Here is a 23,112-nt window from a genome sequence, read left to right on the forward strand (position 1 = left end):
CCTGAGTACCACGGTCTATCGGCCCGAGGCATCGACTCGGACCGGGCCTACGCTCGTCCATGACGACACCACTGCCCACCCACTGCAAAGCGGAGTTACCGCCATGCCGTACAACGACGCCCGGACTCTCCTCCAGACCGCTGTGCCCACCGCTGCCGCCGGCGCTGTTGCCGTCGCCGTCAGCGCCGTGGTCGCGGGCGGCAAGGGAGCGGTCGGCGCGGTCGTCGGGACGCTGGTCGTGATGCTCTTCATGGGCGTGGGGCTGGTCGTACTGGAACGTACCGCGAAGTCAATGCCGCATCTTTTCCAGGCAATGGGACTCGTGCTGTACACGACGCAGATCCTGTTGCTTTTCGTCTTCCTCGCCGTGTTCAAGAACACGACGCTGTTCAACCCGAGGGCCTTCGCCATCACCTTGGTCGCCACGACGATCGTGTGGCTCGCCGCGCAGGTGCGCGCGTATCTGAAGGCCAAGATCCTGTACGTCGAACCGGAGTCCTCCAAGGGCAACAAGCCCGAGAAGACCGGCTCTTCGACGTGAAGGGTAGGGCCGGGATAAGGAGGCATTCGAGATCCTGCTATCGTCCGGTGCCAACTGCGGCACTGCGGGCGCGGGCATCGGAGCTGACGCCTGTTCCATCGCGAGGCTCATTGCCTGACAGTCGCCCCCACATCCGTATTACCAGTCCAGTGCCGACCAGCGGCTGCTCGCCGCGCCGACACAACGAGGTTGCCGTACCTATGCGCCACGCTGAAGGAGCCCGCGGTGAGTGCTGACCCGACGACGGTGCTCGCCTTCGAGACCGATTGCCACATCTTCAACGGATGCGGCTTCCCGGCTCCCGGCCTGCATTCCTTTCTGTTCAAGCCGCTGTTCACCGTCAACGGCATCGAGATCAACAAGCCGATGCTGCTGGTTGCGTTGACCACGATCATCGTTGTCGGCTTCTTCTGGGCGGCCTTCAATAAGCCGAAGGTCGTGCCCGGAAAGCTTCAGATGGTGGCCGAGGCGGGTTACGACTTCATCCGTCGCGGCGTCGTCTACGAGACGCTGGGCAAGCGCGAGGGCGAGAAGTACGTCCCGCTGATGGTCTCGCTGTTCTTCTTCATCTGGATCATGAACATCTGGGCGATCATTCCGGTCGCACAGTTCCCGGTGCCCTCGGTCATCGGCTATCCGGTGGCCCTCGCGGCAATCGTCTACGTCCTCTGGCTGAGCATCACGTTCAAGCGCCACGGCTTCGTCGGCGGATGGAAGAACATCGCGGGCTACGACAAGTCGCTCGGCCCGGTCCTTCCGGTAGTCATGCTGATCGAGGTCTTCTCGAACCTGCTGATCCGCCCCTTCACGCACGCGGTACGACTCTTTGCGAACATGTTCGCCGGGCACGTACTGCTGCTGATCTTCACCATCGCGAGCTGGTACCTCTTCAACGGCATCGGCATCGCCTACGCCGGCGTCTCGTTCGTGATGACCATCCTGCTGACTGCCTTCGAGCTGTTCATCCAGGCGCTGCAGGCTTACGTCTTCATCCTCCTGGCTAGCAACTACATTCAGGGCGCTCTCGCCGAGCACCACTGAATCAGCCAGCCCCATCCCGACAGTCGTCCGGTGGCCAACCCCCACCGGTTCGTGAAAGAGAAGGAAGAAACGGCATGTCCGCTCTCCAGACCCTCGCCGCCACCCACATCACCGGCAACCTCGGCTCGATCGGCTACGGTCTCGCCGCCATCGGCCCCGGTGTCGGCGTCGGTATCATCTTCGGTAACGGCACCCAGGCACTGGCCCGCCAGCCCGAGGCCGCCGGTCTGATCCGTGCGAACCAGATCCTTGGCTTCGTCCTCTGTGAGGCGCTCGCCCTGATCGGTCTCGTCATGCCGTTCGTCTACCCGGTCAAGTAATCGCGGCATACACCACTGCCCCGATTCGACGAAAGGCAATGAAGTGATCGCCTTCCTAGAGCTGGCGCAAGAGGGAGAGCCTCAGAACCCCCTCATGCCGGCGATCCCCGAGATCGTCATTGGCCTGATCGCCTTCGCCATCGTCTTCGGTTTCCTCGCGAAGAAGCTCCTCCCGAACATCAACAGGGTTCTGGAAGAGCGTCGCGCGGCCATCGAAGGCGGCATGGAGCAGGCCGAAGCCGCCAAGTCCGAGGCGCAAAGCGTTCTTGAGCAGTACAAGGCCCAGCTTGCCGAGGCCCGTCACGAGGCCGCGCGCCTGCGCCAGGAGGCGCAGGAGCAGGGCGCCGTGATCCTGCAGGAGATGCGGGCGGAAGGCCAGCGGCAGCGCGAGGAGATCATCGCTGCCGGCCACGCCCAGACCGAGGCCGACCGCAAGGCTGCGGCTTCCGCGCTGCGTCAGGACGTGGGCAAGCTCGCCACCGACCTGGCCGGCAAGCTCGTGGGCGAGTCCCTCGAGGACCACGCCCGGCAGAGCGGCACCATCGACCGGTTCCTCGACGAGCTCGAGGCGAAGGCCGAGGCTGTCCGATGAACGGCGCGAGCCGCGAGGCACTGGCTGCCGCACGTGAGCGTCTCGACGCGCTGACCGACCACACGTCGGTCGACGCGGCGAAGCTCGCCGAGGAGCTGGCCGCCGTGACGGCGCTGCTCCAGCGCGAGGTCTCACTGCGGCGGGTCCTGACCGACCCGTCGCAGGCCGGCGAGGCCAAGGCCGAGCTGGCCGGACGACTGCTGCGCGGTCAGGTGGGCGGCGAGACCGTCGACCTGATCTCCGGCATGGTCCGCTCCCGCTGGTCGCAGTCGCGTGACCTGGTCGACTCGGTCGAGGAACTGGCGAACACCGCAGACCTCACCGCCGCCCAGCGCAGCGGAGACCTCGACGACGTCGAGGACGAGCTGTTCCGGTTCGGCCGGATCGTCGCCTCCGACAAGGAGCTGCGCGCCGCTCTCACCAACCGGTCCGCGTCCACCGCCGCCAAGAGGGAGCTGCTGCACAGCCTGCTCGGCGGCAAGGCACGGCCCACCACCGAGCGCGTCGTCGTGCGGCTTGTCACCCAGCCGCGTGGACGTAGCCTGGAAGCGGGACTCGAGTCCCTCTCCAAGCTTGCCGCGGAGCGCCGGGACCGCATGGTCGCCGTGGTCACCTCGGCAGTGCCGCTGAGCGATCAGCAGAAGCAGCGTCTCGGTGCCGCACTGGCGAAGATCTACGGACGGCCGATGCACCTGAATCTCGATGTGGACCCCACGGTCCTCGGCGGGATCGCGGTGCGGGTCGGTGACGAGGTCATCAACGGCACCATCGCGGAGCGCCTCGAAGAGGCGACCCGTCGCATGGCCGGCTGACGAACACAGCGCAGCAACAGAACAGAGCAAGACCAGCGGCCCGGTTGGGCCGTGCAGAAATTGCAGAAGATTCCTGGGGGTCGGCCCCCAGACCCCCTTAAGAAACTTCGGGCCCAACAAGGAGAGCAGGGAACCCAGATGGCGGAGCTCACGATCCGGCCGGAGGAGATCCGGGACGCGCTGGAGAACTTTGTCCAGTCGTACAAGCCGGACGCGGCCTCGCGCGAGGAGGTCGGTACGGTCAGCGTTGCCGGCGACGGCATCGCGAAGGTCGAGGGTCTTCCCTCGGCCATGGCGAACGAGCTGCTGAAGTTCGAGGACGGAACACTCGGTCTCGCCCTCAACCTCGAGGAGCGCGAGATCGGTGCGATCGTTCTCGGCGAGTTCAGCGGAATCGAAGAGGGCCAGCCGGTGCAGCGCACCGGTGAGGTGCTCTCCGTCGGCGTCGGCGAGGGCTACCTCGGCCGCGTCGTCGACCCGCTCGGCAACCCGATCGACGGTCTCGGCGAGATCGCGACCGACAGCCGCCGCGCCCTCGAGCTGCAGGCCCCTGGCGTCATGGTCCGTAAGTCGGTGCACGAGCCGATGCAGACCGGCTACAAGGCCGTCGACGCCATGGTGCCGATCGGCCGCGGCCAGCGTCAGCTGATCATTGGTGACCGTCAGACGGGTAAGACCGCTCTGGCCGTCGACACGATCATCAACCAGCGCGACAACTGGCGCTCGGGCGACGTGAACAAGCAGGTGCGCTGCATCTACGTCGCCATCGGTCAGAAGGGTTCCACCATCGCCTCCGTGCGTGGTGCCCTGGAAGAGGCCGGCGCGCTCGAGTACACGACCATCGTCGCCGCCCCGGCGTCCGACCCGGCCGGCTTCAAGTACCTGGCGCCGTACACCGGTTCGGCCATCGGCCAGCACTGGATGTACCAGGGCAAGCACGTCCTGATCATCTTCGACGACCTCTCGAAGCAGGCCGACGCCTACCGCGCCGTATCGCTTCTGCTGCGCCGTCCGCCGGGCCGCGAGGCCTACCCGGGCGACGTCTTCTACCTGCACTCGCGTCTGCTGGAGCGCTGCGCGAAGCTCTCCGACGAGATGGGCGCCGGTTCGATGACGGGCCTCCCGATCGTCGAGACCAAGGCGAACGACGTGTCGGCGTTCATCCCGACCAACGTCATCTCCATCACCGACGGCCAGTGCTTCCTTGAGTCCGACCTGTTCAACGCCGGCCAGCGTCCGGCCCTGAACGTCGGTATCTCGGTCTCCCGTGTCGGTGGCTCCGCCCAGCACAAGGCCATGCGCCAGGTCTCCGGCCGACTCCGTGTCGACCTCGCCCAGTACCGCGAGCTGGAGGCGTTCGCCGCCTTCGGTTCCGACCTGGACGCGGCTTCGAAGGCGTCGCTGGAGCGCGGTAAGCGCATGGTCGAGCTGCTGAAGCAGCCGCAGTACGCCCCGTTCCCGGTCGAGGAGCAGGTCGTCTCCATCTGGGCCGGTACCAACGGCAAGATGGACGACGTCCCGGTCGAGGACATCCGTCGCTTCGAGAGCGAGCTGCTGGAGTACCTGCGCCGTGAGCGCAAGGACCTCCTGACCAGCATCGCCGAGGGCGCCAAGATGTCCGACGACACGCTGCAGGCGATTGCCGACGCGGTCGCCGCCTTCAAGCAGCAGTTCGAGACCTCGGACGGCAAGCTGCTGGGCGAGGGCTGATCGATGGGCGCTCAGCTTCGCGTTTACAAGCGCCGCATTCGCTCCGTCACCGCCACGAAGAAGATCACCAAGGCGATGGAGATGATCGCCGCTGCGCGCATCGTCAAGGCGCAGCGCCAGGTGGCGGCGTCGACGCCGTACGCGACCGAGCTCACACGCGCGGTGACCGCGGTGGCGACCGGCTCCACCACCAAGCACCCGCTGACCACCGAGGCCGACGCTCCGGCGCGGGCCGCGGTCCTGCTCGTCACGAGCGACCGCGGCCTGGCCGGCGGTTACTCCTCCAACGCCATCAAGGCCGCGGAGCGACTGACCGAGCGGCTCCGCGGTGAGGGCAAGGAGGTCGTCACGTATGTGATCGGCCGCAAGGGTGTCGCCTACTACGGATTCCGCGAGCGCAAGATCGAGGATTCGTGGACGGGCTTCACCGACAGCCCGACGTACGCGGATGCGAAGCGGGCCGCGGCCCCGCTGATCGAAGCGGTCACCAAGGAGACCGCCGAGGGCGGCGTGGACGAGCTGCACATCGTCTTCACGGAGTTCGTGTCGATGATGACGCAGAACCCGGTGGACAACCGGATGCTGCCGCTCAGTCTCGACGCCACGAAGAAGGAGGACGGCAAGGGAGAGATCCTGCCGCTCTTCGACTTCGAGCCGTCGGCGGAGGACGTCCTCGACGCCCTGCTTCCGCGGTACGTCGAGAGCCGGATCTACAACGCGCTGCTGCAGGCCGCTGCTTCCGAGCACGCTGCCCGCCGCCGCGCGATGAAGTCGGCCACCGACAACGCCGGTGAGCTCATCAAGAGCCTCTCCCGGCTTGCCAACGCGGCCCGCCAGGCCGAAATCACCCAGGAAATCAGCGAGATCGTCGGTGGTGCCAGTGCGCTGGCCGACGCGACCGCGGGGAGTGACAAGTAATGACGACCACAGTTGAGACGGCCGTTGCCACGGGCCGCGTCGCCCGGGTCATCGGCCCGGTCGTCGACGTGGAGTTCCCCGTCGACGCGATGCCGGAGATCTACAACGCGCTGACCGTCGAGGTGGCCGATCCGGCCGAGGACGGCAAGCTCAAGAAGCTGACGCTCGAGGTCGCCCAGCACCTCGGTGACGGCGTGATCCGCGCGATCTCGATGCAGCCCACCGACGGTCTGGTCCGCCAGGCCCCGGTGACCGACACGGGCGCCGGTATCACGGTTCCCGTCGGCGACATCACCAAGGGCAAGGTGTTCAACACCCTTGGCGAGATCCTGAACAAGCCCGAGGCCTCGGCCGAGATCACCGAGCGCTGGCCGATCCACCGCAAGGCGCCCAGCTTCGACCAGCTCGAGTCCAAGACCGAGATGTTCGAGACCGGCGTCAAGGTCATCGACCTTCTCACCCCGTACGTCAAGGGTGGAAAGATCGGTCTGTTCGGTGGTGCCGGTGTCGGCAAGACCGTTCTGATCCAGGAAATGATCTACCGCGTCGCCAACAACCACGACGGTGTGTCGGTGTTCGCGGGCGTCGGTGAGCGTACCCGTGAGGGCAACGACCTCATCGAGGAAATGTCCGACTCGGGCGTCATCGACAAGACAGCGCTTGTCTTCGGTCAGATGGACGAGCCGCCGGGCACGCGTCTTCGTGTGGCGCTGGCCGGCCTGACCATGGCGGAGTACTTCCGCGATGTGCAGAAGCAGGACGTGCTCTTCTTCATCGACAACATCTTCCGGTACACCCAGGCCGGCTCCGAGGTGTCCACCCTGCTCGGCCGTATGCCGTCCGCGGTGGGTTACCAGCCGAACCTGGCCGACGAGATGGGTCTGCTGCAGGAGCGCATCACGTCGACCCGTGGTCACTCGATCACCTCGATGCAGGCGATCTACGTCCCCGCGGACGACCTGACCGACCCGGCCCCGGCCACCACCTTCGCCCACCTCGACGCGACGACGGTTCTCTCCCGTCCGATCTCCGAGAAGGGCATCTACCCGGCCGTGGACCCGCTGGACTCCACGTCCCGGATCCTGGACCCGCGTTACATCGCGCAGGACCACTACGACACCGCCATGCGGGTCAAGGGAATCCTGCAGAAGTACAAGGACCTCCAGGACATCATCGCCATTCTCGGTATGGACGAGCTCGGCGAGGAGGACAAGCTCACGGTCTTCCGCGCCCGTCGCATCGAGCGCTTCCTGTCCCAGAACACCCACGTCGCCAAGCAGTTCACGGGCGTGGACGGTTCGGACGTTCCGCTCGACGAGTCGATCGCCGCGTTCAACGCGATCGCCGACGGTGAGTACGACCACTTCCCGGAGCAGGCGTTCTTCATGTGCGGTGGCATCGAGGACCTCAAGGCCAACGCCAAGGAGCTCGGCGTCTCCTGAGCCCATGGCTCACCGAGGGGGACGGGTGCGTCCCGTCCCCCTCACCACGCCCCGTAGAATTGACCCAACACCCGGCATGAACGGCCGGGTGGTGACCCGAGGAGCCACCCTTGGCTGCTGAGCTGCACGTCGAGCTGGTCGCCGCGGACCGCAGTGTCTGGTCCGGCGAGGCCACCCTGGTCGTCGCGCGCACCACGTCCGGCGACATCGGCGTCATGCCCGGTCACCAGCCGCTTCTGGGTGTGCTGGAATCGGGCCCGGTGACGATCCGTACGAGCGATGGCGGGACCGTGGTCGCCGCTGTGCACGGCGGTTTCATCTCGTTCGCGGACGACAAGCTCTCGCTGCTCGCGGAGATCGCGGAGCTGGCGGACGAGATCGATGTCCAGCGCGCCGAGCGTGCGCTGGAGCGTGCGAAGTCGGACACGGACGCCGCCTCCGAGCGGCGCGCCGAAGTGCGACTGCGTGCGGTGGCGGTGCGCTAACGCACCGCGACACGTAGCTTTACCCTCAGCCGCGGCCCGAGCTGGAGACCACTCCAGACCGTGCCGCGGCTGAGGCGATGCAGGTGCAGGTGCGGTTCTGGCGGTATCCGTTACTCGACGACGCGAGGAGGTCGGTGGAGATGTACCTCGCGCTGTGGGTGGGCGGGCTGGTCGTCGCACTGATCGCGGTTGGTCTCTTCGTCTTCGGTCTGCGCCGGCGGCTGATTCAGCGCTCCGGTGGGACCTTCGACTGCAGCCTGCGATGGAATGTGCCGGAAGAACCCGATCTCTCGGGCAAGGGCTGGGTGTACGGGGTCGCCCGGTACAGCGGCGACCGGATCGACTGGTTCCGGGTCTTCTCGTACGCTCCCCGCCCGCGCCGGGGCCTGGAGCGTTCCGCGATCGAGGTGGTCGCCCGTCGGCTGCCCGAGGGCGAGGAGGAACTGGCGCTCCTGTCCGACGCCGTGGTGCTCGGCTGTCTCCATCGTGGGACCCGCCTGGAGCTGGCCATGAGCGAGGACGCGCTGACCGGATTCCTTGCCTGGCTGGAGGCGGCTCCGCCCGGCCAGAGGGTGAACGTGGCCTGAGCCCGAGGTCCGTACGACGTGGCCTCGGGCCTGTACGGCAGCCGACGAAAAACCGGGGAGACAGGGGGCGGACCTGTCTCCCCGGCTGCTTTCCGGGGTTGTGCGGGGTACTGAGTGGGGTTACTTCAGACCGTTGTCGATCGCGCTGACGAGTTCACCGCCCGCGGTGTCACCGCTGAACTCCCAGAAGAACGCGCCTCCCAGGCCCTGGCCCTTCGCCCAGGTCATCTTGGACGCGATGGTGGCCGGTGTGTCGTAGCTCCACCAGTTGGTGCCGCAATGTGCGTACGCCGTACCGGCGATCGTGCCGGTGGCCGGGCAACTGGTCTTCAGGACCTTGTAGTCCTCGATGCCCGCTTCGTACGTACCGGGGGCTGCTCCGGTGGCGGTGCCGCCGGGCGCGTCCTGGGTGACGCCGGTCCAGCCGCGACCGTAGAAGCCGATGCCGAGCAGCAGCTTCGAGGCCGGTACGCCCTGGGCCTTCAGCTTGGCGATGGCGTCGGCGGAGTTGAAGCCGGCCTGCGGGATGCCGCTGTAGGAGGTGAGCGGGGAGTGCGGGGCGGTCGGGCCCTTCGCTTCCCAGGCGCCGAAGAAGTCGTATGTCATCACGTTGTACCAGTCCAGGGACTGGGCGGCGCCTGCGTAGTCGGTGGCGTCGATCTTGCCACCGGTGGAGGCGTCGGCGGTGATGGCGGCCGTCACCAGGTTGTTGCTGCCGAACTTCGTGCGCAGCGCCGAGGTGATGCCCTTCAGGGCGGCCGGGCCGCTGGTGTCGCAGGTCAGACCGCAGGCGTTGGGGTACTCCCAGTCGATGTCGATGCCGTCGAAGACATCGGCCCAGCGGGGGTCCTCGACCAGGTCGTAGCAGGATTGTGCGAACGCGGCCGGGTTCTTCGCCGCCTCACCGAAGCCGCCGGACCAGGTCCAGCCGCCGAAGGACCACAGGACCTTGATGTTCGGGTACTTCGCCTTGAGCTTGCGCAGCTGGTTGAAGCTGCCGCGCAGCGGCTGGTCCCAGGTGTCGGCGACGCCGTCGACGGACTTGTCGGCGGTGTACGCCATGTCGTAGTCGGCGTAGGCGTCACCGATCGCGCACTTGCCGCCGGTCACATTGCCGAAGGCGTAGTTGATGTGCGTGATCTTCGCGGCCGAACCCGAGGTGTCCAGGTTCTTGACGTGGTAGTTCCGGCCGTAGACACCCCAGTCGGTGAAGTAACCGAGTTTGACCTTGCCGCCGGTGCCCGGGTCGGGGTTGCCGCCGCCACCGGTGGTGTGGACCTTGACTGCGCCACTGGCCGGGCCGGTCTGGTCGGCGGTGTCACGGGCCTGCACGGTGTACGAGTAGTCGGTGCCCGCGGTGAGACCGGTGTTGGTGTACGTCGTACCGGTGACCGTGGCGACGACGGCGCCGTCGCGCAGGACGTCGTAGTTCTTGATGCCGTTGTCGTCGGTCGCCGCGGTCCAGCTCAGCTTGGCCGAGGTGTCGGTGATGGAGCTCGCGGTGGGGGTGCCCGGCGCCGAGGGGGCGTTGTCGCCGGGGATGCTGCCGCCGTCGCAGGAGGCGCCGTTCAGCTTGCAGCCGGTGGGGGCGCCGGAGCCGGTGCCGTTGAAGCCGAAGGAGACGCTGGCGCCCGGTGCGACCGAGCCGTTCCAGCCGACGTTCTTGGCGGTCCAGTGGGTTCCGGACTTGGTGACGGTGGCGTCCCAGGCGGAGCTGACCGCAGTGCCCGAGGGGAAGTCCCACTCGATGGTCCAGGAGGAGAGGGCGGTGGTGCCGGTGTTCTTCACCGTCCACTGGCCCTCGAAGCCGCTGCCCCAGTCGGACTTCTTGAGGTACGTGGCGGTTGCCGAGGTGGCGGCCTCGGCGGGGGAGGCCAGGCCGACCATCGCGGCGAGCGGGAGAAGCAGTGCGGTGAGGCCCGCGACCGCTCTGGATCTGGTGGCTCTTCCGGTCCCGAGTCTGAATCGGGGCCGGCGTAGGGGGGTTTCAGCGCTCAACGGTGCTCCTCGGGTGAGGTCCGGACAAAGGGGGGTGGTCCGTGGACTGCTGACCCTGCGCCGCCCTGAGTGCGCTTTGTCATGGCGCACTCACCGCAGTGTGCTCGGTGAGATTAGGAAGGTCTGGACCAATCGTCAAGAGGTCCAGACCAGAGTTCCGAGCTAAACCTCAGATACCCAACTCCTGGGCAAGTACTGCCGCCTGGACCCGGTTGCGCAGCTCCAGCTTGCCCAGCAGTCTGCTGACGTGCGTCTTCACGGTCGCCTCGGCCATCGAGAGGCGGACCGCGATCTCGGCATTCGACAGCCCCGCGCCGAGACAGCCCAGCACCTCCCGCTCCCGCCGGGTGAGTGCATGGAGCACCGCAGGGTCGGGCGCGTTCGCAGGCTGTACTGGGGTGGTCCCGGCGAACTCCGCGATCAGACGGCGCGTCACGGCCGGGGCGATCATCCCCTCGCCGCGCGCCACCGTGCGCACCGCTTCGAGCAGATCGCGTGCATCGGCGTTCTTCAGCAGAAACCCCGCCGCTCCCGCCCGCAGCGCGCCGAAGACGTACTCGTCCAGATCGAACGTCGTCAGCACCAGCACATCCGCGAGCTGCTCGGCCACCACCTGTCCGGTCGCCGACACCCCGTCCAGGCGCGGCATCTGAATATCCATCAGCACCAGATCCGGCCGCAGTTCGCGGGCCAGGCGCACCGCCTCCTCGCCGTCCCCGGCCTCGCCGACGACCTCGATGTCCGGCGCACTGCGCAGAATGAGCACCAGCCCCGCACGGACGGCCGACTGGTCCTCGGCGACCACAACCCGGATCGTCATGCCTTCACGGTCCCTTCCTCCACGGGCAGTTCGGCCCGTACCCGCCAGATCTTCGTCCGGTCGCCGGCGCTCACCGGACCCGCCTCGATCTCTCCGCCCAGCAGCGCCACTCTCTCCCGCATCCCCACAAGGCCGGCCCCCGACCCGGGCGCGCGCGGCCCCGGACGGTCGCCGTACACACTGCTGACCTCCACCGTGAGCAGCTGCCCGGCCCGCCCGAGCCGTACCACGACCGGCCCGGGAGCGGCATGCTTGAGCGCGTTCGTCAGGGACTCCTGGACGATCCGGTACGTGGCCAGCTCGACCGGCGCGGGCAACGGGCCCTGATCGCCGCGGGTGTCCTCGAAAGTGCAGGTCAGTCCGCTCGACGCGGCGTTCGTGCGGGTCTGCTCGACCAGTGCGTCCAGCGAGGCGAGCGTCGGCGAGGCGCTCGGTTCCGGGTTGGCGCCGCCGGTGCGGAGCAGCCCGATCAGCCGGCGCATCTCGGCGAGACCGTCGACGCTGTTCTCCCGGATCACCCCCAGAGCCTCGCGCGAGGTGCCCGGGTCGTCGATGGAGAGGGCGGCGGTGGAGTGGATGGCGATTGCGGAGAGATGGTTCGCCACCATGTCGTGCAGCTCACGGGCCATCCGGGTGCGCTCGGCGGTCACCGCCTGGGTACGGTCCATCTCGGCCAGCAGCGCGGTCTGATCGGCGCGCAGCCTGGCGGTCTCGGCGGCGTCGCGGTGGTTGCGGACGCTGACCCCGGTGATGGCGGGCCCGAACGAGACCACCCCGGTGATGACGCCGATAAGCAGCGCCTGGGGATTGCGGAACCACGCCAGGAACCCGATCGTGACCGCCACGGTGATCAGGAACGTGGTCACCGGGATACGGCGGGCGGCGGACGGTGTCCCGTACAGCACGGCCGCGTACATCAGATCCGTGAACATCATGACCGTCGCCAGATTGCCGACCGTGAACTGGTCCGCGACCAGTGCGAGCGTGCCGATGACCAGCGCCGTCTGCGGGGCGGTCCGGCGGACCAGTTCGAGCGCCGAGACGACGGCGAGCGGCAGCAGGGAGATCCAGGGGGCGACGAAGGTCCGGTTGCCCTGCATCTGCAGCCCAAGCATCCACAGGAACAGACCGCCGCAGAGACCGGTGGCAGCGATGAGCACGTCGTGGCGGTGCGGGCGGGCGTAGGGGAGCACCCTCCTATCCAACACGGCGGCGTCCCCGCGGACCTCCGTACCGGGGGCGAGGTGCGAGTACATCGAAGTATGCAGTCACGGTTCGTCACTGCCGACGACGATTCCGGGTACCTCGGCCGGAAGGCTGGAGGGAACGGGAAGGAGAAGTGCCGTGATCGTCACGCTGATCGTGCTCTGCGAAGTCGCCTTCTGGGTGCTGCTGGCTGCGGGGCTCGCACTGCGGTACCCGGCGAAGAGGCCGCGGCTGGGTGCGGCAGTGCTGCTGTGCGAGCCGCTGCTGGAGGTCGTGCTGCTGGTGGTGACGGCCATCGACCTGAAGAACGGGGCCGAGCCCGACTGGAAGCACGGGCTCGCCGCGGTCTACATCGGCTTCACGGTGGGGCTCGGCCACTCCACGATCCGTTGGGTCGACGCCCGGGTGGCCCACCGCTTCGCGGGCGGGCCGCCGCCGGTGAAGCCGCCGAAGTACGGCATGGAGCGCGCGGCGCACGAGTGGCGGGTCGCGGCGCGGTGGACGGTCGCGGCCGTGACGGCGATGGCGCTGCTGCAGGCGGCGATCTGGTACGTGGGCGGGGACGGGGATGTGACGTCGCTGCGGTCGTGGCAGCAGAAGATGCTGTTCGTGATCGGGATCAACGTGGTCGTCGCGGGGAGCTACACGGTGTTCCCGAAGCGGGAGGGGGCGGGGCGCTGAGAGGTCGGACGGGCTTGATCCTCAAGCCCGTCCGGCGCTTGACGACAACAACCGCTACCGCTCGCCGCCAGGTACCCACAGCACGTCGCCGACCTCCTTGTTCGCCGTCCTCGCGAGGATGAACAGCAAGTCGGAGAGGCGGTTGAGATACGTCGCCGTCAGCGCGTTCATCACCTCACCGTGCACCTCCAGGGCCGCCCACGTGGACCGCTCCGCACGCCGGACCACCGTGCACGCCTGGTGCAGCAGCGCCGCCCCCGGCGTACCGCCCGGAAGGATGAAGCTGCGCAGCTTCTCCAACTGCTCCAGGTAGTGGTCGCAGTCCGCCTCCAGCTTGTCGACGTAACTCTGCTCGACCCGCAGCGGCGGGAACTTCGGGTCCTCGACGACCGGGGTCGACAGATCCGCGCCCACGTCGAACAGATCGTTCTGCACGCGGACGAGGACCTTGACGACATCCTCGGAGAGCTGCCCGAGCGCGATCGCCGTACCGATGACGGCATTGGCCTCATTGGTGTCGGCGTACGCGGAGATCCGCAGATCGGTCTTGGCGGTCCGGCTCATGTCGCCGAGGGCGGTGGTGCCCTGATCGCCGGTGCGGGTGTAGATACGTGTCAGATTGACCATGTGGCCAGCCTAGTTACGCACCGGCCCTGTGGAAGACGCGTGTGCCCACCGTCACGGCGAGTGCCGCGAAGCCGAGGGCGGCCAGGACGCCGTACAGCATGGAGGCGGTGGCGTACTGACCGATGTACGCGTCCCGGATCGCGTCCACCGGATAGCGCAGCGGCATGAAGTGGGAGAGGACGTCCAGCCAGCCGGGGGCGAGGGCCATCGGCAGCATCAGGCCCGACAGCAGCATCGACGGCATGGAGACCGAATTCACGATCGGGCCGAACTCCTGCGGCCGCTCGACCTTCAGCGCCACCGCGTACGACAGGGAGCCGAGAGAGACGGTCAGCAGGGCGACGAACGCGAACCCGACGAGCACCCCGGCAAGTGGCGCCCGCAGGCCCACGAGCAGCGCGGCGAGAACCAGCAGCACCGCCTGGAAGACGAACAGAGCGGCATCCCGCAGCACCCGGCCCAGCAGCAGCGCGAGACGGCTGACGGGTGTGACGCGCATCCGTTCCACGACCCCGTAGTTCTTCTCGACGATGATCGAGAATCCCGAGAACAGGGCGCCGAACAAGCTGAGTTGAAGCAACAGTCCAGGCACGAGTACCTGCCAGGAACTGCCGCGCGACCCCAGGGGCAGGTTGGTCAGGAGCGGTCCGAACAGCAGGAGGTAGAGCAGCGGCATCAGCATGCCGAAGAGGATCTGGAATTTGGAGCGCAGGGTCTGGCGGGCGTAGCGCCCGAAGATCAGCGCGGTGTCCTGCAAGAGCATGTCTCTCAACGTCCTATACGGCTACGGGGGTGGAGTCGGCCGGCGCCGGGCCGCGGCCGGTGATGGCGAGGAACGTGTCCTGGAGGGTCGCGTCGATCGAGCCGCCGTGCGCCAGCTTCAGCGCGCTCGGCGTGCCCTCGGCCACCACGACGCCCTTGTCGACGATCACGAGCCGGTCGGAGAGCGCGTCCGCCTCGTCGAGGTAGTGCGTGGTCAGGAAGACCGTGGTGCCGTGCTCGTCGCGCAGTCGGCGGACCAGGTCCCAGAGGTCCGCGCGGCTCGCCGGGTCCAGACCCGTCGTCGGCTCGTCGAGGAACAGGACCCGGGGGCGGTGCGTGAGCCCCATGGCGATGTCGAGGCGGCGCCGCTGCCCGCCGGAGAGCGCCGCGGTCCTGCGGTCCAGCAGGTCCACCAGATCCAGGTCGCGTGCCAACTCCTCGGCACGCTCGATTGCTTGGGGCTTCGGCAGGCGGTAGAGCCGCCCTTGGGTGACCAGTTCCTCCCGCACGGTCACATTCGGATCGACGCCGCCGGACTGTGCCACGTAGCCGACGGCTCGACGCACTCCGACGGGGTCGGCGGCCAGATCGCAGCCGGCCACGGTGGCCGCGCCGCCGGTGGGCGGCAGCAGGGTCGTGAGCATGCGCAGGGTCGTGGTCTTTCCGGCCCCGTTCGGGCCGAGGAAGCCGAGGATCTCGCCCGGCGTGACGGTCAGGTCGATGCCGCGCACCGCCTCGACCGGGCCGCGTTTCGTCTGGAAGGTACGGGCCAGACCGGCCGTACTGATGATGGTCATGAGCCCAGAAAAACAGAGTAACTGAAATTTTGCAATGACACCAAAAATTCAGTGAGCCCAAAACAAGCCTGTGCCGCCTACGATGTGGCCATGGCAGAGGGGCTCAGGGAGCGAAAGAAGCGGCAGGCCAGACAGCACATCTCGGATGTGGCCACGGGGCTGTTCCTGGAGCGCGGGTTCGACGCGGTGACGATCGCCGAGGTCGCCGAGGCGGCCGATGTCTCCGTCAACACGGTCTACAACTACTTCCAGGCCAAGGAGGACCTCTTCCTCGACCGGGCCAAGGGCAGCGTCGCCCGCCTCTCGCGCTTCGTGCGCGCCCGCGACAAGCGCGAATCCGCGGCCGTCGCGGTGCTGCGCGAGCTGCGGGGCGAGGTGGAGGCGGTGTCGCCCCAGGTGGGCCTCATCGACGGCTACGACCGCTTCATGAAGGTCGTGGAGGGGGCGTCCGGGCTCCGGGCCCGCCTGGGGCACATGCAGCAGGAGAGCCTGGTGCTCCTTGAGGAGGCCCTGCGCGAGGAGACCGGCGCGCGGCCGGACGACCCGCTGCCGTCGCTGATGGCCGGGCAGATCAACTGGGTGCACACCACCCTTCTGGCGTTCATCGGGCGCGAGATGGTGGCCGGTCGTCCCCTCGGCGAGGTCTCCCGCGAAGCCCTCGGTCTACTCGACGACATGGAGGACCTCTTGAGTGAGAAGGTCCTCAACTACGCCGTGCGCGGCGACGGGTGAGTTGTACGGGTACGCGAGTGCTGCCGGCGGTGTGATGTCCGTCATGTGAGACGTGACGCGCATCTCTTCACGGTCACAGGGCCCCTCACGGGTACTAATCTCCGCCGGAGAGCATGTGAACAACCGTTAGGACCGGCCGTGCAGGGACCAGCTGCAGAGGCGAACAGAAACCAAGGGGTGCAGACGTGGCCAGGAAGCTCGCCGTCATCGGAGCCGGACTCATGGGATCCGGCATTGCGCAGGTCTCCGCCCAGGCGGGCTGGGACGTCGTGCTGCGTGATGTCACCGACGAGGCCCTGACCCGTGGTCGTGACGGCATCAAGGCCTCGTACGACAAGTTCGTCTCCAAGGGGAAGCTGGAGGCGGCCGAGGCCGATGCCGCGCTGGCCCGCATCACCACCACCACCGACCTCGACGCGGTCGCCGACGCGGATGTCGTCGTCGAGGCCGTCTTCGAGAAGCTCGAGGTCAAGCACGACATCTTCCGGGCCCTCGACAAGATCGTCCGGGCTGACGCCGTCCTCGCCTCCAACACCTCCGCGATCCCGATCACCAAGATCGCGGCCGTGACGGAGCGCCCCGAGCGCGTCGTCGGTGTGCACTTCTTCTCGCCGGTTCCGATGATGCAGCTCTGCGAACTCGTACGCGGCTACAAGACCAGCGACGAAACCCTCGCCACCGCGCGGGAGTTCGCCGAGTCCGTCGGCAAGACCTGCATCGTCGTCAACCGTGACGTGGCCGGCTTCGTCACCACCCGGCTGATCTCGGCGCTCGTCGTCGAGGCCGCCAAGCTGTACGAGTCGGGCGTCGCCACGGCCGAGGACATCGACATCGCCTGCAAGCTGGGCTTCGGCCACGCCATGGGCCCCCTGGCCACGGCGGACCTGACCGGCGTCGACATCCTGCTGCACGCCACGAGCAACATCTACACCGAGTCCCAGGACGAGAAGTTCGCCGCGCCGGAGCTGATGCGCCGGATGGTGGATGCAGGTGACATCGGCCGCAAGAGCGGGCAGGGCTTCTACACGTACTGATCGTTTTCGGTTCTCCGATTGCCTGATCTGCCGTCGGTCAGGCCCGGAGGTCCGGGGGCGTCTCCCGGAATCGGTGGATCCGCGTGGGGCCTTGCCGGGCCTTGGTCACTCCGCGGGGTGAATTCGGTATCGGTTCGCTTACAGACGGCAACTTCCCTGTCGCTGGCGCAGTCAGTTGTGACAGAGACAGAACAGACAGACGAACCTTGCTACGGGGCAATTCCGGGGAGCGCATATGCACATCAGGGGCGACCACGCCGAGCTGGTCGTCGGGGGCCGCCTCGACGTCCGAAGCGCGGCGGACGCCCGTACGGCCCTGCACTCGGCCCTCGACAACGGAGTCGGCGACCTGGTGCTCGACCTGACCGAGCTGGATTCCTGGGACGCCACCGGGCTCGGCGTCATCATGGGCGCACACCGCCGGGCCGGTCGGGCCGGACGACGGCTGGTGCTCCGTGGCGTGCCGCCGCAGATGCAGCGCCTGCTGGTGGCGACCCGGCTGCACCGCATTCTGGCCATCGAGGGCGGAATCGCCGCAGACTCACTGCCGCGCGTGTAGGGCCTGTCCGGCCCCGACCCGGTGGACGGGCCCTGACCGTGCGGCGCGGCCGAAGGTGCACAATCCGCACGAGAAAGTGCGCTTCGGACGGCGTGGCCCCCCGACTGTGCGCGGACACTGTGCGACGGTCTAGGGTTCGGCCGTCCGCCGATTGACGAACCCACCAGGCGGACACCGGACCAGAAGCGACAGCGGGGCGTGCGAGGCCGGGAGGGGCAATCGTGCGCGACGCGTCTGGGGGCTTTGGCGATGGACCCGACACACCGAGGGCCGCAAGAGTACGGCCGGGACAACGACAGTTTCGGTGAGGGAACCGGCCGGCGACGGCCGTCCAGCGATCCATCCCCGAGCTCTCAGCTCCGTTCGAGCAGAGGAGGCCCCATTGCTCCGGAGTTCGGTCAGCAAACGCCACAACAGGCGCGCGTCGTCCGGCTCATATCGGGTGACTACCTCCTCACCGTCAACCCGGTCGACGGCAGCGAGGTCGAGCTGTGCCCGCCGGGAGAACAGCCCGATCCGCCGGTCCGGCGCACCGCGGTCGAGCGCGCCGACCGCGAACGCGCCACCGCACCGCCCGTGCCGCCGGGGCCGCCCGCCCCCCGGCTGCCCCTCCTGGAGCGTGCGGAAGAGCGCGAACGGCTGGCACGCCTGCTGGCCCGCGGCCGCTCGGTGCGGCTCACCGGACCGGCCGGATCCGGCCGTACGGCACTGCTGAACGCCGTCGCCGCCGACTGCGCGGACCTCGCACCGGACGGAGTCGTACGGCTCTCCGGCTACAAGCGGACCGTCACCGACCTGCTGTACGGGCTCTTCGAGGCCGTCCATGACGCGCAGCTGCACCGGCCCGACCGCGCCGGTCTCCTCGAAAAGGTCCGGAGCATCGGCGCCGTCGTCGTACTCGACGACCTGGAATTCGGCGGGGCCGCCCTGGAGGAGCTGCTCGACGCCACTCCGGAGTGCGCCTTCCTGTTCGCGACGACTCCGGATGTCGCCGCGCCCACCCCGGACTCGCACCTCGAAGAGGTCTTCCTCGCGGGCCTCGGCCGCAGCTCCTCGGTCGACTTGCTGGAGCGGGTCGTCGAGCGTCCGCTGACCGAGGAGGAGGCGAACTGGGCGGGAGATCTCTGGTTCGAGTCCGAAGGGCTGCCGCTGCGCTTCGTCCAGGCGGGCGCCCTGCTGCGCCAGCGCGACATGCTGCGCACCGACCCCGACGCGTACGGCGGCCTCGACGGCAGGTCCCTCGACGCACCCTTCGGGCACGACGAGGAAGTCGACGGCGTCCACATACCGCTGCCCAGTCTCGGCGAGGGCGCGGCGCCCGCCGCACTGCTCGCCTCACGGCTGAGCGGGCCCGCCCGCGACACGCTGCGCTTCGCGGTCGCACTCGGCGGCGAGGTGCCGCACCAGGCGCATCTGCCGGCGCTCGTCGGGGACACCCACGCCGACGCCGCGCTCGGTGAACTGGCCGGTTGCGGACTGCTCTCCCCGGCCGGTCCCCGCTACCGGCTGGCCGCCGGAGTCCTCGCCCAGCTGGAGGCCGCCGGATACGGCGAGGACAGCGTCGACCGGGCCCGGACAGCGGCCCAGCACTACGCATGGTGGGCCGGGCACCCCTCGGTCACCCCCACACGGGTGACCGCCGAGGCCGACGCGGTCGTCGCGGCGATGGCACAGCTCGTCCCCGGCGACGGGGCGGGGCAGACCAGCGTGGCCGTGCTGCTGGCCCGCAGCGCCTCCCCGGCCTTCGCGGCAGGACTGCACTGGGGCGTCTGGGAGAAGACCCTGCGGATCGGCCAGGAGGCGGCCAGGATCGCCGGAGAGGTCGCCGAAGAGGCTTACTTCCACCATGAGTTGGGCGTCCTCGCACTCTGCACCGGCAATCCGGACCGGGCCAGGGCTGAGCTGGAGACCTCGATCAGCATGCGCGGGGCGCTCGCCGACAAGTCGGGCGCGGTGGCCGGACGACGCGCGCTCGCCCTGGTCGAGGACCGATCCGGCGGGCCGCTGCCCGGCGGACCCGTCCCGGTGGGCGATGACGTGCCGGCCCCGCGGTACGAGGAGCCGGTGCCGCTGCCCGTCGGTCCGACGGCAGCCGTGACGCAGACGCTGTCACGGCCGTACGAGGACGCCACCGCGGTGATATCCCGGCAGAGCGCCCCCGCAGCCGCCTCAGGCGCGCGGGGAGGCCGTTTCGGAGCGCTGGGCGGGGCCCGGCGCAATCTGGTCGCGGCGGGCGCGGGCGTCCTCCTGGCCGGTGTGCTCGGCACGATGGTGGTGCTGGGGATGCCGTCCGGGGACGGCGATACCCAGGGGAATCCGGGTGTCACGACCGAGGAGTCGGCGGGCCGGGACGACAGCGGGGACGGTGTCCCGGCCGACGGGCCGACGGACGGCTCGCCCCCCGGAGACACCGCATCCAGCGGCAGCGCGGTTACGCCGGGTCCGTCGGGCAGCCAGGCCACGCCTGGCGTGAGCGGTTCGCCGTCCACGGACTCGACGGGGCCGAGCGGCACCCCGTCGTCGGACACACCGTCCAGCGGCAAGCCGACCAAGTCGTCCAGCCCGACGAAGTCGTCCACGCCGACGAAGTCGAGCAGCCCGAGCCCGACTCCGACGGAGACCGATTCCCCGGACCCGACGGACTCGGCAACCGAGACCCCGCCGACGTCGCCGAACACCTCCGACTCGGCGAGCGGGCCTTCCCCTTCTTCGTCGTCAGCTGCGGCCAGTGCGGACAACGGTCCGACCGTGGCCTGAGCCGAGCTCGGCGGACGCCGGACGTGGCATGGCCCGTCCGGCGTCCGCCGAACGTCAGAACAGGCGCAGCTTGTCGTCCTCGATGCCGCGCAGCGCGTCATAGTCGAGCACCACACAGCCGATGCCGCGGTCCGTCGCCAGCACCCGCGCCTGCGGCTTGATCTCCTGCGCCGCGAAAATGCCCTTCACCGGGGCGAGGTGGGGATCGCGGTTGAGCAGCTCCAGATAGCGGGTCAGCTGCTCCACGCCGTCGATGTCGCCGCGCCGCTTCAGCTCCACGGCCACGGTCTGGCCGTCGGCGTCCCGGCACAGGATGTCGACCGGTCCGATGGCGGTGAAGTACTCACGGCGGATCAGGGTGTAGCCCTCGCCGAGTGTCTCGATCCGGTCAGCGAGGAGTTCCTGCAGATGTGCTTCGACGCCGTCCTTGATGAGGCCCGGGTCGACACCCAGCTCATGGGAGGAGTCATGGAGGATTTCCTCCATCGTGATGATCAGTTTCTCGCCCGCTTTGTTGACCACGGTCCAGACGCCCGCGGTGTCGTCGGCGCCCTCCTTGAGGGTGCAGGGCGGTGACATCCAGTTGAGGGGTTTGTACGCCCTGTCGTCGGCGTGGATCGAGACGCTCCCGTCCGCCTTCACCAGGATCAGACGGGGAGCGGAGGGCAGGTGGGCAGTGAGCCGGCCGGCGTAGTCCACGGAGCAGCGGGCGATGACGAGACGCATGGTCGGCAACGCTACTCGACGACGGGTGCTCCACGCGATTCTCCCTCCGCCGCCCCTCTGCGCCCCGGACCGGGGCCCCAGGGGCTTGCCCCTCTTTGCTCCCCTTCGTTATTGGCCGGTTGTGTTCCCAATCTCCTGGTGCGGCCAGGACTGCACCCTTACCGTGGAAGCAGGAGGTCGCCGTCTGTGCACGCTGCGTCGCCGTCCTCCTTCCCTGCCCGTAAGGCCCCGGCCCGGCGTCGGGGTCGCGAGAGGAGAACCCATGTCGCTCGACGTCTCACCGGCGCTGTTGGAACAGGCCGAGCGAGGCGAGGTCGACGAAGCCGACTTCGTCGACTGCGTCCGGACCTCCCTGCCCTACGCATGGGAGATGATCAGCTCTCTGGTGGCTCAGCTGAAGGTCGACGGCGGAGAGTTCGCCGACAACCAGACGCCCCCGCCGGACGAGCAGGCACGTGGTCAACTGCTGCGCGCGCTCGCGAGTGATGCGATACGTGGCGCTCTGCAGCGGCACTTCGGGGTGCGTCTGGCATTCCAGAACTGCCACCGCGTCGCGGTGTTCCCGCTGGACGCCTCGGTCGACGAGCGCCTGGCCCGCTTCACCTCGGTGAGGGGCCAGTTGCTCAATCAGTCGCCCGAACTACGGGACTGCTAAACGCTTCTGCTGCCGTTCCGGGCCGCGGGAGGTGCAACTGGCTCCGGGGCGGCAGCCCCCGTACCTCTTACGACTGCTTATGAGAGCAGCGGCAGTACTTCAGTGCCCAGCCGCGCTACGTTCTCCTCCGTGGCCGCCAGATCTCCCGAACCCTCCACCAGGAGCGCGAAGCGGGTGATGCCTGTCCGCTCGGCGGTGGCGGCGAGCCGGTCGGCCGCCAGCCGGGGCGGGCCCACCGGATGAAGGCCGCACAGCAGCTCCGTATAGGCGACCGGGTCGCGCATCACCCGGTGCCGGCCGTCGACCGTCACATGGGCGTCCAGGCCCTGCCGCAGCCAGCCCGGCATCGCCTTCACGAGCGTCTCCACGGCGTCCTCGGCACGGTCGGCGATCTGGGCCACCCCTGCGGACACATGTCCGGCCTCCCGGACGCTCTCGGGCGAGCGGCCCGCGGCGAGGGCGGCGGAGCGCCACAGGGCGACCATCTCGGCCTTCTCCTCATCCCCGCAGTGCATGCCGAGCAGCATCGGCAGACCGTTCTCCGCGGCGAGCTTCACCGTCTTCGGCGAGGTGCACGCGACGATCACCTCGGGACCGACGGGGCTTTCGCCGCCGTCCACGCCGAGCAGCTCGTCGGCCCGGGGGACCACCGCCACCTCGCGGAAGCCGTACCGCTCCCCGCTCCCCGCCACGCGAGGTTTGCCCAGCCAGTCGAGCAGCAGTTCCAGGGACTCCGGGAAGCCCTTCTCGTACGCCTCCAGGCCCCCTCCGAACACCTCCAGATCCACCCAGGGGCCGCCCCGGCCGACACCGAGCGTGAACCTGCCACCGCTGGTGAGATGGAGCAGCGCGGCCTGTTCGCCCAGCGCGACCGGGTGCTGGGTCGGCAGCACGCTCACAGCCGTACCCACCCGGATTCTCCGGGTGCGGCCGAGCAGCAGCGCGGCCAGGGTGACGGCGGACGGGCAGACCCCGTACGGCACGAAATGATGTTCTGCCAGCCAGACCGAGTCGAGCCCGGATTCCTCCGCGACCTCGGTGGACCGGATCGCGCGATGCAGCGCTTCCCCCGGCCCCTGTCCCGGAAACTGGGCTGCCAGTACGAACGTTCCCACACGCATCGCCAATTACCTCCTTGCGGCCGACGCGGCTCTCCCCTATTGGCAACAACGTCTGACACGTGCCAAAGGCACGGTCCGGAGGCATGTTGTTGCGATTTTCCGGTAACTCACCCCGTCCCGGGCGCCGTCCTGTGCGGTGCGGGACGCCTCGCTCGGCCAAATGGCCCTACGCTTGACGGGAACTGCCCA

General features: G+C 68.5%; 24 protein-coding genes. 16 read left to right on the top strand and 8 right to left on the bottom strand.

Features of this window, described 5'->3' with window-relative positions; genetic code table 11:
- Positions 1 to 103: 103 nt before the first annotated feature.
- The 10 genes from ACZ7IB_RS05200 (at position 104) to ACZ7IB_RS05245 (ending at position 8,448) form a co-directional block, all read left to right on the top strand.
- Complete coding sequence (locus tag ACZ7IB_RS05200; protein ID WP_470909282.1) at positions 104 to 541, top strand: hypothetical protein; 438 nt, start codon at positions 104 to 106, stop codon at positions 539 to 541.
- 225 nt (positions 542 to 766) lie between these two features.
- A complete protein-coding gene (gene atpB, locus ACZ7IB_RS05205; RefSeq protein WP_383073078.1) occupies positions 767 to 1,582 on the top strand; it encodes a F0F1 ATP synthase subunit A in 816 nt (271 codons plus the stop codon).
- A gap of 74 nt (positions 1,583 to 1,656) precedes the next feature.
- On the top strand, positions 1,657 to 1,902 hold the full coding sequence (locus ACZ7IB_RS05210) for an ATP synthase subunit c family protein (protein ID WP_383073080.1): 246 nt from the start codon (positions 1,657 to 1,659) through the stop codon (positions 1,900 to 1,902).
- A 46-nt stretch (positions 1,903 to 1,948) separates the two neighbouring features.
- The gene (locus ACZ7IB_RS05215) at positions 1,949 to 2,494 is read left to right on the top strand and encodes a F0F1 ATP synthase subunit B (RefSeq protein ID WP_383073164.1); all 546 of its coding nucleotides are present in this window, start codon (positions 1,949 to 1,951) and stop codon (positions 2,492 to 2,494) included.
- Complete coding sequence (locus tag ACZ7IB_RS05220; protein ID WP_470909284.1) at positions 2,491 to 3,306, top strand: F0F1 ATP synthase subunit delta; 816 nt, start codon at positions 2,491 to 2,493, stop codon at positions 3,304 to 3,306. Before ACZ7IB_RS05215 ends, ACZ7IB_RS05220 begins: the two co-directional genes overlap by 4 nt.
- Positions 3,307 to 3,444: 138 nt before the next feature.
- The gene (gene atpA / locus ACZ7IB_RS05225; RefSeq protein WP_383039329.1) at positions 3,445 to 5,016 is read left to right on the top strand and encodes a F0F1 ATP synthase subunit alpha; all 1,572 of its coding nucleotides are present in this window, start codon (positions 3,445 to 3,447) and stop codon (positions 5,014 to 5,016) included.
- Between the two features lie 3 nt (positions 5,017 to 5,019).
- Positions 5,020 to 5,934: a F0F1 ATP synthase subunit gamma gene (locus ACZ7IB_RS05230; RefSeq protein WP_401990536.1), complete on the top strand. Its 915-nt coding sequence runs from the start codon at positions 5,020 to 5,022 to the stop codon at positions 5,932 to 5,934.
- A complete protein-coding gene (atpD, locus tag ACZ7IB_RS05235; RefSeq protein WP_351256312.1) occupies positions 5,934 to 7,376 on the top strand; it encodes a F0F1 ATP synthase subunit beta in 1,443 nt (480 codons plus the stop codon). The genes ACZ7IB_RS05230 and atpD overlap by 1 nt, the downstream gene beginning before the upstream one ends.
- 110 nt (positions 7,377 to 7,486) lie before the next feature.
- Complete coding sequence (locus ACZ7IB_RS05240) at positions 7,487 to 7,861, top strand: F0F1 ATP synthase subunit epsilon (RefSeq protein WP_093898532.1); 375 nt, start codon at positions 7,487 to 7,489, stop codon at positions 7,859 to 7,861.
- Between the two features lie 140 nt (positions 7,862 to 8,001).
- Positions 8,002 to 8,448 (top strand): DUF2550 domain-containing protein, encoded by a 447-nt coding sequence (locus tag ACZ7IB_RS05245; RefSeq protein ID WP_470909530.1) that lies wholly within the window; start codon positions 8,002 to 8,004, stop codon positions 8,446 to 8,448.
- A 120-nt stretch (positions 8,449 to 8,568) separates the two neighbouring features.
- Here the strand turns inward: ACZ7IB_RS05245 and ACZ7IB_RS05250 are convergent, their stop codons facing one another.
- The 3 genes from ACZ7IB_RS05250 to ACZ7IB_RS05260 form a co-directional block, all read right to left on the bottom strand.
- On the bottom strand, positions 8,569 to 10,446 hold the full coding sequence (locus tag ACZ7IB_RS05250; protein ID WP_470909286.1) for a glycosyl hydrolase family 18 protein: 1,878 nt from the start codon (positions 10,444 to 10,446) through the stop codon (positions 8,569 to 8,571).
- Positions 10,447 to 10,615: 169 nt separating this feature from the next.
- Positions 10,616 to 11,266 (bottom strand): response regulator, encoded by a 651-nt coding sequence (locus ACZ7IB_RS05255; RefSeq protein WP_470909288.1) that lies wholly within the window; start codon positions 11,264 to 11,266, stop codon positions 10,616 to 10,618.
- Positions 11,263 to 12,459, bottom strand: coding sequence for a sensor histidine kinase (locus tag ACZ7IB_RS05260; protein ID WP_470909531.1), 1,197 nt, complete (start codon positions 12,457 to 12,459; stop codon positions 11,263 to 11,265). Before ACZ7IB_RS05260 ends, ACZ7IB_RS05255 begins: the two co-directional genes overlap by 4 nt.
- 151 nt (positions 12,460 to 12,610) lie before the next feature.
- Between ACZ7IB_RS05260 and ACZ7IB_RS05265 the strand changes: the two genes are divergently transcribed.
- Complete coding sequence (locus ACZ7IB_RS05265; RefSeq protein WP_470909290.1) at positions 12,611 to 13,153, top strand: hypothetical protein; 543 nt, start codon at positions 12,611 to 12,613, stop codon at positions 13,151 to 13,153.
- Positions 13,154 to 13,207: 54 nt separating this feature from the next.
- On the opposite strand, the gene ACZ7IB_RS05270 is transcribed toward ACZ7IB_RS05265, so the two are convergent.
- Genes ACZ7IB_RS05270 through ACZ7IB_RS05280 form a run of 3 tightly spaced genes read right to left on the bottom strand, consistent with a single transcriptional unit; the run spans position 13,208 to position 15,339 of the window.
- On the bottom strand, positions 13,208 to 13,780 hold the full coding sequence (locus tag ACZ7IB_RS05270; protein WP_470909292.1) for a cob(I)yrinic acid a,c-diamide adenosyltransferase: 573 nt from the start codon (positions 13,778 to 13,780) through the stop codon (positions 13,208 to 13,210).
- 13 nt (positions 13,781 to 13,793) lie between these two features.
- Complete coding sequence (locus tag ACZ7IB_RS05275; protein ID WP_470909294.1) at positions 13,794 to 14,543, bottom strand: ABC transporter permease; 750 nt, start codon at positions 14,541 to 14,543, stop codon at positions 13,794 to 13,796.
- 13 nt (positions 14,544 to 14,556) lie between these two features.
- A complete protein-coding gene (locus ACZ7IB_RS05280; protein WP_470909295.1) occupies positions 14,557 to 15,339 on the bottom strand; it encodes an ABC transporter ATP-binding protein in 783 nt (260 codons plus the stop codon).
- A gap of 90 nt (positions 15,340 to 15,429) precedes the next feature.
- Here ACZ7IB_RS05280 and ACZ7IB_RS05285 point away from each other — a divergent pair, with 90 nt between their 5' ends.
- The 4 genes from ACZ7IB_RS05285 to ACZ7IB_RS05300 all read left to right on the top strand — a co-directional run bounded on the left by ACZ7IB_RS05285 (position 15,430) and on the right by ACZ7IB_RS05300 (position 20,421).
- Positions 15,430 to 16,071, top strand: coding sequence for a TetR/AcrR family transcriptional regulator (locus ACZ7IB_RS05285; protein WP_470909297.1), 642 nt, complete (start codon positions 15,430 to 15,432; stop codon positions 16,069 to 16,071).
- A 185-nt stretch (positions 16,072 to 16,256) separates the two neighbouring features.
- Positions 16,257 to 17,105, top strand: coding sequence for a 3-hydroxyacyl-CoA dehydrogenase family protein (locus ACZ7IB_RS05290; protein WP_470909298.1), 849 nt, complete (start codon positions 16,257 to 16,259; stop codon positions 17,103 to 17,105).
- 235 nt (positions 17,106 to 17,340) lie between these two features.
- Positions 17,341 to 17,664 (top strand): STAS domain-containing protein, encoded by a 324-nt coding sequence (locus ACZ7IB_RS05295; RefSeq protein ID WP_266357903.1) that lies wholly within the window; start codon positions 17,341 to 17,343, stop codon positions 17,662 to 17,664.
- A gap of 249 nt (positions 17,665 to 17,913) precedes the next feature.
- Positions 17,914 to 20,421 (top strand): ATP-binding protein, encoded by a 2,508-nt coding sequence (locus ACZ7IB_RS05300; RefSeq protein WP_470909299.1) that lies wholly within the window; start codon positions 17,914 to 17,916, stop codon positions 20,419 to 20,421.
- 54 nt (positions 20,422 to 20,475) lie between these two features.
- Here ACZ7IB_RS05300 and nucS read toward each other — a convergent pair whose 3' ends face one another.
- Positions 20,476 to 21,147 carry an endonuclease NucS gene (nucS, locus tag ACZ7IB_RS05305; protein ID WP_093898543.1) on the bottom strand — a complete coding sequence of 224 codons (672 nt, stop codon included), beginning with the start codon at positions 21,145 to 21,147 and terminating at the stop codon, positions 20,476 to 20,478.
- A 262-nt stretch (positions 21,148 to 21,409) separates the two neighbouring features.
- On the opposite strand from nucS, the gene ACZ7IB_RS05310 reads away from it, so the two are divergent.
- Positions 21,410 to 21,802 (top strand): SCO5389 family protein, encoded by a 393-nt coding sequence (locus ACZ7IB_RS05310; RefSeq protein ID WP_030971516.1) that lies wholly within the window; start codon positions 21,410 to 21,412, stop codon positions 21,800 to 21,802.
- A 77-nt stretch (positions 21,803 to 21,879) separates the two neighbouring features.
- Here ACZ7IB_RS05310 and ACZ7IB_RS05315 read toward each other — a convergent pair whose 3' ends face one another.
- On the bottom strand, positions 21,880 to 22,923 hold the full coding sequence (locus tag ACZ7IB_RS05315) for an LLM class flavin-dependent oxidoreductase (protein ID WP_470909300.1): 1,044 nt from the start codon (positions 22,921 to 22,923) through the stop codon (positions 21,880 to 21,882).
- Positions 22,924 to 23,112: the final 189 nt, after the last annotated feature.

The sequence above is a fragment of the Streptomyces sp. NPDC037301 genome (genome assembly GCF_055602785.1).